Annotated in this window: 5 protein-coding genes; all 5 read left to right on the forward strand. The window is 76.4% G+C overall.

Going from position 1 to position 8,069, the window contains the following annotated elements; translation table 11 throughout:
- Positions 1 to 107 precede the first annotated feature (107 nt).
- From SJY06_RS15270 to SJY06_RS15290, 5 genes are read left to right on the forward strand one after another with little or no spacing between them, the layout of a single operon-like run.
- On the forward strand, positions 108 to 836 hold the full coding sequence (locus SJY06_RS15270; RefSeq protein ID WP_380168394.1) for a hypothetical protein: 729 nt from the start codon (positions 108 to 110) through the stop codon (positions 834 to 836).
- 28 nt (positions 837 to 864) lie between these two features.
- Positions 865 to 1,419, forward strand: a complete 555-nt coding sequence (locus tag SJY06_RS15275; RefSeq protein WP_380168395.1) for a hypothetical protein — start codon at positions 865 to 867, stop codon at positions 1,417 to 1,419.
- Positions 1,419 to 3,170, forward strand: coding sequence for a hypothetical protein (locus SJY06_RS15280; protein WP_380168396.1), 1,752 nt, complete (start codon positions 1,419 to 1,421; stop codon positions 3,168 to 3,170). Before SJY06_RS15275 ends, SJY06_RS15280 begins: the two co-directional genes overlap by 1 nt.
- The gene (locus tag SJY06_RS15285; RefSeq protein ID WP_380168397.1) at positions 3,167 to 4,483 is read left to right on the forward strand and encodes a hypothetical protein; all 1,317 of its coding nucleotides are present in this window, start codon (positions 3,167 to 3,169) and stop codon (positions 4,481 to 4,483) included. The genes SJY06_RS15280 and SJY06_RS15285 overlap by 4 nt, the downstream gene beginning before the upstream one ends.
- Positions 4,484 to 4,500: 17 nt before the next feature.
- Positions 4,501 to 7,794, forward strand: coding sequence for a hypothetical protein (locus SJY06_RS15290; protein ID WP_380168398.1), 3,294 nt, complete (start codon positions 4,501 to 4,503; stop codon positions 7,792 to 7,794).
- Positions 7,795 to 8,069: the final 275 nt, after the last annotated feature.

An 8,069-nucleotide genomic window follows, 5' to 3' on the forward strand; every position in this document is an offset into this window, starting at 1 on the left:
CGCGAACCGGTCAATACCCAGCCGCACGACCCGGACACCGGCACAGCCCGCCGACACAGCCACCGGCACAGCCACCGGCACAGCCACAGGGACGACGAGGAGACACGATGCCGCTCACGACACCGGCGCTGGCCACCGTCACGGCCGGCGAGCCCGTCACCGCCCAGGGCTGGAACGGGATCGTCACCGGCCTGACCGCCCTCTACGAGGCCGTCATCGCCCTGGGCGGCGGCTCGCTGGACGTCACCGTGACCACGGCGGGGGCCGCACCGGCGCCGCTGCCCGAGGCCCTGGTCGTCGCCGAGCCGCTCGGCGAGGGACGACCGCTGCGGGCCCTGCCGCCGTTCGGCCCGCGCACCTCCCACCTGCTCGTCGGGCTGACCGACGGCCCGTGGCGCCTGCACGTGCAGGCCGACGGGTTCGCCGTGTCGACCAGGGACGTCACGCTGCCGGCGACCGACCCCGTCGCCTTCGCCCTCACGCCGGCGGGCGTCGTCGTCCCCGACCTGTTCGGGGTCAGCCTGCAGGCCGCCCTCGACCAGGTCCGCGCGCTCGGCATCGACGCCGACATGGTTCTCGACACCACCGGGCGCGAGGTGTCCCGCACGGCCGTGCCACCGGAGTACCGCGACACCCCGGTCCTGCTGCAGCTGCCCGCCACCGGCGCCGTCGTGGCCACCGGCACGGGACGGGTCCGCCTGGTGGTGGCCTCCGCGCTGCGCCGCGACCCGGTGGTGACCATGCCGAGCATCATCGGCCTGACCCTCGGCGAGGCGCAGGAGGTCCTCGAACGCGTGGGTCTGCACCTGGGCACGAGCTCCATCCGCGACATCTGACCGTCCCGCCGACCTGAGGAGCCCCCCGGTGAGCGAACGCAGCTTCGACCTCTCCAACCTGACCACCTCCGGCGCGTTGGCCAAGGCGTCCGCGGTGCGATCCACCCAGGACGTCGTGTTCATCGACGTCGGCGCCCGCAAGATCGAGTCCAAGGTCGTGCGCGACGGGGTGCCGATCGGGGTGCACACGGTCAACCAGGACGTCCTGAAGGACATCATCATCGACCGCCCGGTCGTCGCCTTCCGGATCATCAGCCAGTCGGTCCCCGCCGGGACGCCCGTGCCGGAGGGCACGACGATCGAGGTCACCATGGCGCGGCCCGGTCGGCTGCCCGTCGGCGTCATCTCGGGCGTGCACCTGGACCTGGTGCGGAGCAACGTCGAGGACGTCTTCACCCCGCTGGTGACGCCGGCCACCCGCCGGATCGTCGCCCGGGCCGCCGAGGGGGCCCTCAGCGCGGCCGACGAGCAGACCATCAAGGACGTGTTCGCCAACGTGGCCCCGGTCACCGACGAGCCGGGCAAGGACGTCGGCGCCGCCCTGGAGACGCTGCGGATGCTCACCACCTTCGGTGGCGCCTGATGGTCCAGGAGTCGCTGCTGCCGCGCACCACCGCCGGGGAGGCGGGTCTCGTCTGGGGCCAGGGTGCGGGCATCCTCGTCGTGGGCACGGGCTACGTCCTGGACTACGTGCCGTGGTCGGTGCCGGCCACCAGCACCAAGGCCGGGACGACCGCGCAGGTCTCGATCTCCCTGCCACGCGACGCGCGGATCGAGAGCGCGGTCTTCGAGGTGAGCGCAGACGCCGTGGCCGACGCCGCGCTGTCGTCCGTGGCGGTGGTGGCGGCCACCACCCCGACCAGCACCGCGTTCATCTCCGCGGCGAGCATCGACCTCGGCGCGATGGTGACGGTGGGCGGCATCCTCACCTCGGGAGTCCTGAGCGCCTCCCTCGGCATCGTCGACGTGCGGCGTTGGAGCGGGACGGGCTGGCAGCTCCTCTCCTCCGGACCGTCCTTCCCCGACACCACGACCCAGCGCCTCCTGGTGCAGTCCAGCACCGCGGGGCGGACGTCCGAGGCCCTGGCCGACGCCCTCCGGAGGGCCGCGAAGGTACGGCTGCCGGTCGTCCCCACCGGGCTGGAGCTCATGGTCGACGGGCGCAGCGTGTGGTTCGAGCGCCAGGGCAGCAGCGTCGTGCCCGCGGCCGGTCCGACCACCCCGCAGGCCGCGGGCGCAGGTGTCAGCTACGTCGTGGAGCGCACCGACGCCCTCCGCGAGGCCTTCGCCCGCGCCGTCGCGGCCGCACCCCCGGACGCCACCGAGGTGGTGGTGCCGGTGACGCTACGCACGAGCACACCGGGTGCCCTCGTCCTCACGCCCCGGGTGGACGCCCTGCGCGTGCACACCGTGGCCTTCGTGCCCGAGGGGCCCTCGCGCAGCCTGGACCTCGCCGAGGAGGGCCTGGTCGCGGTCGACGTCTCCGTCCCCGGGGCGGCTGCCGTGCACGAGGTGGCGGTGACCACCCGCGGGCGCTTCGGCCCCGAGCGGGTCTCCCCCGCCGTCGGGCCGGACCTCACCGCCGCCGCACGACTGGTGCTCGCCGGGGGTCGCAGCGTGCTGATCGGCCTGCCCCGCACGCTCCTCACCCGGTTCTCCACCCTGTCCGGCGTGCGGCTGCGGCTGCAGGTGCCCGAGGGGGGAAGCGGCGGCCAGCTGACCGGACGGCTGCTGGCGGGGGCGGCCCCGGGACGCCCGGGGGAAGCCGTCGCGGGCGCCGAGCTAACCCCTCTCGCCGTCACCGCGACCGCGCCCGCCTGGTACACGCTCCCGCTCGCCGAGTCCGTACCGGTCCCGGCGCCGGCCCTCGTCGCCGCCGAGCCTCCGCCGCCCGGGTCCGCCGCCCCGCCGGACGACGGCGTCGGACTGTGGCTGGAGCTGCAGCCCTCGTACGGCGAGGTCGAGTGCCTGCTGACGACGACCCCGGTCACCGACGTCGCCGCCCCCGGCGCACCCCTGCGTCGTCGGCTCGCCGGCGGGGCGACCACCGCGCCCACGACCGTCCCCGCCATCGGGACCCTGTACGCCGCCGTCCGGCTCGTGGGCCTGCCCGACCGGGACGCCCCGCTGCCCGCGGTGACGATGCAGGTGCAGGGCAGCCCGGAGTCCCTCGGGGTCACGCCCACCGCCGACGGCGTGGGTGTCGTGCTGACGCTGCAGACGCCGGTGGCCGCCGTCGCACCGGTGACGCTGGCCGTCACCTGCGCCGCCCCTGGTTCGCTGACCCTCGAGGAGGTCCGGGTGACGTACCGACCTGCGACGCCGCCGTCATGACGACGACCCCGGGCACGCGCTTCGTCGACGGGCTGCGCGTGACCCCCAAGCACCTCAACCACCTGCAGGAGGTGGCCGACGCCGCGGTCGAGGACCTGCGGCGCGTGGTCGGGCACGACCGCGTGGCGCTCGGGTTCCGGCTCCTGGTCGAGGGCGCGGACGTCGTGCTCTCACCCGGTCTGGGCCTCACGCCCAGCGGGCTGCCGGTGCGGCGGGAGGAACGCGTGGTCCTCGCGCTGCCGGCGGGGACCGACCCGGTCACCGTGGGGCTGCGGGCCGTGGCGCGGGAGGACGACGCCACGCGGGTGGCCGGGCAGGCGACCATCGTCGAGCTGCTCACCGAGGTGGTGGCCCCGGCCGACGCCGCCGACGCCGACACGCTCGTCGTCGGCACCGTGCGGCGGGACGGCGGCGCCACCGTCGAGCAGGACCCCACGCGCTTCGTGCCCGCCCACGAGCACCGCCACGGCGGTACGTGGCTCGAGGGCGCCGACGGCTTCTGGCGCTTCGACGGCGCGGCGGTCGACGTCTCGGCGATCCCCGGCGAGCCCGGCCCGGCAGGCGACCCCGGACCCGCGGGCGACCCCGGACCGGCGGGTGCAGACGGACCGGCAGGCGACCCCGGACCGGCAGGCGCGGACGGACCGCCCGGACCCGCAGGCGACCCCGGACCCGCAGGCGCCGACGGACCACCTGGACCCGCAGGCGACCCCGGACCCGCAGGCGCCGACGGACCACCTGGACCCGCAGGCGACCCCGGACCCGCAGGTGACCCCGGACCCGCAGGCGCGGACGGACCGCCCGGACCGCCCGGACCGCCCGGACCGCAGGGGCCGCAGGGTGAGCAGGGCCCGCAGGGAGTCCCCGGGCGCGGCATCGACATCGACGTCACCCGCCTCAAGGGCCTGTCGTGGGAGCCCTGGGGGCCGGTGCCGATCGGCGAGCTCGAGGACGTCGCCAGCCGCCTCACCCTCGACTTCACGGCCGAGCTCGACGCCCGCGCGCTGCGCCGCTTCGGCAGCGCGGCCGTGGCCGTCTGGCTGGCCCCGGGGAACATGGCCATGCCCGTGCTGGCCCTGGGCCACAAGCTCGACCTCGACGCCAACCAGCTCGTCATCTCCGTCACGCTGGAGCAGGAGGCCATGGGCACGCTGCGCGAGGTGGGCGGCAGCATCCTGATCGACCTGGTGTGCGACGTCCTGCTGGACCGCAACGGGCTCCCGGTCTCGGCCTCCCTGGCGCTGGTCGTCGGGGCCGACGTGCCCGCGCTGCCGGGCGGCCTCATGCGCCTGGCCCTGCAGGTCCAGCAGTAGCGGGGCGGGGACGACAGATGCTGAGCGCGGACATCACGGTCGCCGTCGACCTCGACCTGGGCGACGTCTTCTCCGCCCTGGGGCGGGCGATGGTCGACGTCGACCTCGGCGACGTCCGGTTCGACGCCGGCGCCGTCCTCACCCTGGTGGCGCAGGCGGCGCCGCCGGACCTGACCGGGGTCGTGGGCGCGGCGGACGCGGCCGGTACCCAGCTCGCAGGCCGGGTCTCGGTGGGCCTGCCCGGCGCGGGCCTGCCCGGCGAGATCGACCGCCTGCTGACGCTGCTCGGTGGCCTGGACGGGATCGTCCCGGACGTCGAGCTGCCCGACGACGCCGGCCTGGACGCCCTGCTGTCCCAGGTCACCTCCGTCACGGGCGCGTTGGAGACCGGCCCCCTGTCGGTGCTCTTCGGCCTGCTGCCGAGCCTGGACCTGAGCGGCGCCCTGGGTCGGGTCGGCGGCACGGTCGGCGGGCTGGTCGACCTGGCCCGGGTGCTGGCGGGGCTGACCGCGATCAGCGCGACGTCGTCGCGGCTGGTGGTGGGGGCCGACGTGCTGGGGGCCCGTCTGGACGTCGAGACCGCCACCGGGGCCGGCCGACGCCTCGGGGAGCTCTGCGCGGACACCGGCCTCGTGGCCGCCGTGCGCGCGGTCGACCCCGACGACGCCGCGGCCGTCGACGCGTTGTCCGTCCGGCTCGGCGCGTTCCTCGAGGCCGTGCTGGAGGTCGGCGACCGCTGGAGCCTCGGCATGGGCACGGGCGAGGCGGCGCTGCTGGGCCTGGACCTGACCGGCCGCGCCACCGCCCTGGAGCTCGCGCGGCTGTCCCTGGACGGTGCCGACCTGGACGCCGTCGCCACGCTCGCCACCTCGGTGCGGGCCGCCGCCGCGCCGCTGCTGTCCACCCCGCTGCCGCAGCCGGTCGAGGCCGGCGTAGACGTCCTCCAGCAGGCGTTCGAGCTGCTCGAGGGGCTCACCGTCACCCTGCGCGCCTGGGACCCCGGCACGCTCGTGGCGCCGGTCTCGGGTGTGCTGGGGGTCGCGACGGCGCCGCTGGAGCAGGCCCGGCAGGGCATCGAGACCGTGGCCGGCACCGCCACCTCGGCGATCCGGGCGCTGCGCGACCTCGTGACGGAGGTCGACCTCGGCGCCGTCAGCACCGCCGTGCAGGTGGCGCTGCAACCCGTGGTCGACACCCTCGACGCCGTCGAGGAGGCGGTCGGGGCCGCCGAGGCGGTGATCACCCAGGTCTGCCAGAACATCGTGGGCGGTCTCGAGGCCGTCGCCGACGAGGTCGAGCAGGCGACCGCGACGGTCCGGGCGGGCCTGGACCGGGCCCGGGCCCTGCTCGCCGAGCTGAACCTGCAGGACCTCGCCGACGCGCTGCGCACCGAGCTCACCCAGGTGGCCGCCGTGCTCGCGGCCGCGCAGCTGTCGCCGTACTTCGACACCGCCGTCGACGTCATCGACACCGGCACGGAGGTGATCGACGCCGTCCCGTTCGGGATGCTGCCCACCGACGTCCAGCAGGAGATCGTGGACGTGGCGCGGCCCATCAAGACCCTCGACCTCGACCCGGTCGAGGCCACGCTGCTGCAGACGCTGCAGGAGATCCGCAGCACCCTCGACGATGAGGCGCTCGACGCCGTCCGCGCCGCCTTCGACGCCGTCCTGGACGTGCTCGTCTCCCTCGACCCGGAGCCCTTCCTCGTCGAGCTCGAGGAGGGCCCGCTGGCCACCCTCGGCGAGGTGGTCGCGGGCATCGACCCCGAGGCCCTGCTGGCCCCGGCGCAGGCGGCCCTCGACTCCTTCCGCAGGCTGCTGGCCGGGGTCGACCTGGAGGCGGAGGTCCTCACGCCGCTGGCCGACCTGTTCGACCCCGTGACCCAGGCCCTGGCGAGCCTCGACCCGGCCGGCGCGTTCGGGCCCGTCCAGGAGGCCCTCGACGCCGTCCGCGCGCGGGCGCTCGCCGTCCTGCACCTCGACGAGGTCACCGCCGCGGCGACGCTGCTGCGCGACCGGGCCGTGAGCGGTCTGGCCCGCCTGGACCCCGCCTCGCTCGTGGCGGTGCTGGACGCCGAGGTGGCGGCCCGGTTGCAGGCCCTGCCCCCCGGCCCGGCCGGGGGGGCGTTCGGGTCGGTGCTCGTGACGCTCGCCCACGCCTCCGGGCTGGACGCCACCGAGGGGGCGGTGGCGGACGCCCTCACCTGGACCCGGGTCGCCGGCGGCAGCGTCCCCGTCGCGGCGGACGGCACCCCCGAGCCGGGCGGCGCCACCGCCGTACGGGGGCGCCTGGAGCACGTGGCCGCCGTCCTGGAGCGCGTCCGCACCGAGGTGACGTCGTTGGACCCGGTACCGCTGGCCGCCGCGGCCACCGCCCAGCACCGTGCCCTGACCACGGCGCTGGCCGTGCACCCTGCGGGCAGCCTGCTGCGGGGTCGCGTGGACGCCTCGTTCGCCGGCGTCGTGCCGTCGGAGGTGCTCGGCCCGCTCGCGGAGAACCGCCGCCGCTACCTGGCGGCCCTTACGGTGGCGGCCGGCCAGGCGGGCACCCTCGCCGCCTCGGGGCGCAGCGAGGTCGACACCGCCGCGGCCGGGCTGGCCGCGGCCCTGGCGCCGCTGCAGGCCTTCCCCGCCTTCGCACGCTCGCTGCTGGCCGCCCTGGGCGTCGAGGGCTCCGACGCCCCGCTGCCGGACCTCGTCCGCGCGCTGTGGGCCCTGGCCGGCCCGGCCCGTGTGCTCCCGGCCCTGAGCGAGATCGTCACGGTGGGCCGCGACAAGGTCGTGGCCGCCCTGGACGCGCTGCTGGCGCCGGTGCTGGCGACGGTCGACGCCGTGCGCGCGGTGGTGGACGGCCTCGACGTCGGGCCCGTGGTCGAGGAGATCGAGGCCCTGCACGCCACCGTGGTGGCGGAGGTGGCGGCGCTGTCGCCCGAGACGATGCTGCGCCCGGTGCTCACGCAGGCGCAGGACGTGGTCGACCGGGTCGAGGCCTTCGACCCCCTCGGAGCCGTGCGGGACGTCGTCGACGCCGCCAAGCAGGCCGCGGACCGCGTGCTCGAGGCCGCCCGGCCCACCGTGGTGTTCGCCCCGGCCGTGGACATGCACGCCGACGTCCTGGCGCTGGCGCAGGGACTGGACGTCGAGGCGCTGCTGCGACCGGTCCTGGACGCCCTGGCGGGCCTGACGGTGCAGCTCGACGACGGATTCGTGCGGACCACGGACGCGCTGCAGCGTCTGCAGGCGGCGCTGCCCGACCGGGTCGAGGAGTCGTCGGTGTCGGCGTCGGTCTCGGTGGGGGTGTCCCTGTGACGCGCACGGCCGAGCCCGACGGCGGACCGTCGCGCCGCAGCCGGGCCTTCATGACCCCGCGCCTGCTGGGGGGCAGCCGCGCGGCGGGGCTCACGGCCGGGCGCGTCACCGACGACGGCGACCTGGTGCTGGCCGAGCTGGAGAACAGGGTGCGGCAGGCCCGCGCCTTCCACGCGGCGAAGGCGGCCGCGCACGACGACCGGAGCCCTGCGACCGGCGGGGCGGGCCTGGTCGCCACCGCGGCCGGGCCCAACTGGGTACCGCTGGGGCCCTTC

The organism is Jannaschia sp. R86511 (assembly GCF_042466345.1).
Classification (GTDB): domain Bacteria; phylum Actinomycetota; class Actinomycetes; order Actinomycetales; family JBBAYJ01; genus Aquipuribacter.

Excerpts from the sequence above, each read along its gene's own strand:
- SJY06_RS15285 (WP_380168397.1), top strand. The coding sequence starts at position 3,167 with ATGACGACGACCCCGGGCACGCGCTTCGTCGACGGGCTGCGCGTGACC.
- SJY06_RS15270 (WP_380168394.1), top strand. The coding sequence starts at position 108 with ATGCCGCTCACGACACCGGCGCTGGCCACCGTCACGGCCGGCGAGCCC.
- SJY06_RS15290 (WP_380168398.1), top strand. The coding sequence starts at position 4,501 with ATGCTGAGCGCGGACATCACGGTCGCCGTCGACCTCGACCTGGGCGAC.
- SJY06_RS15280 (WP_380168396.1), top strand. The coding sequence starts at position 1,419 with ATGGTCCAGGAGTCGCTGCTGCCGCGCACCACCGCCGGGGAGGCGGGT.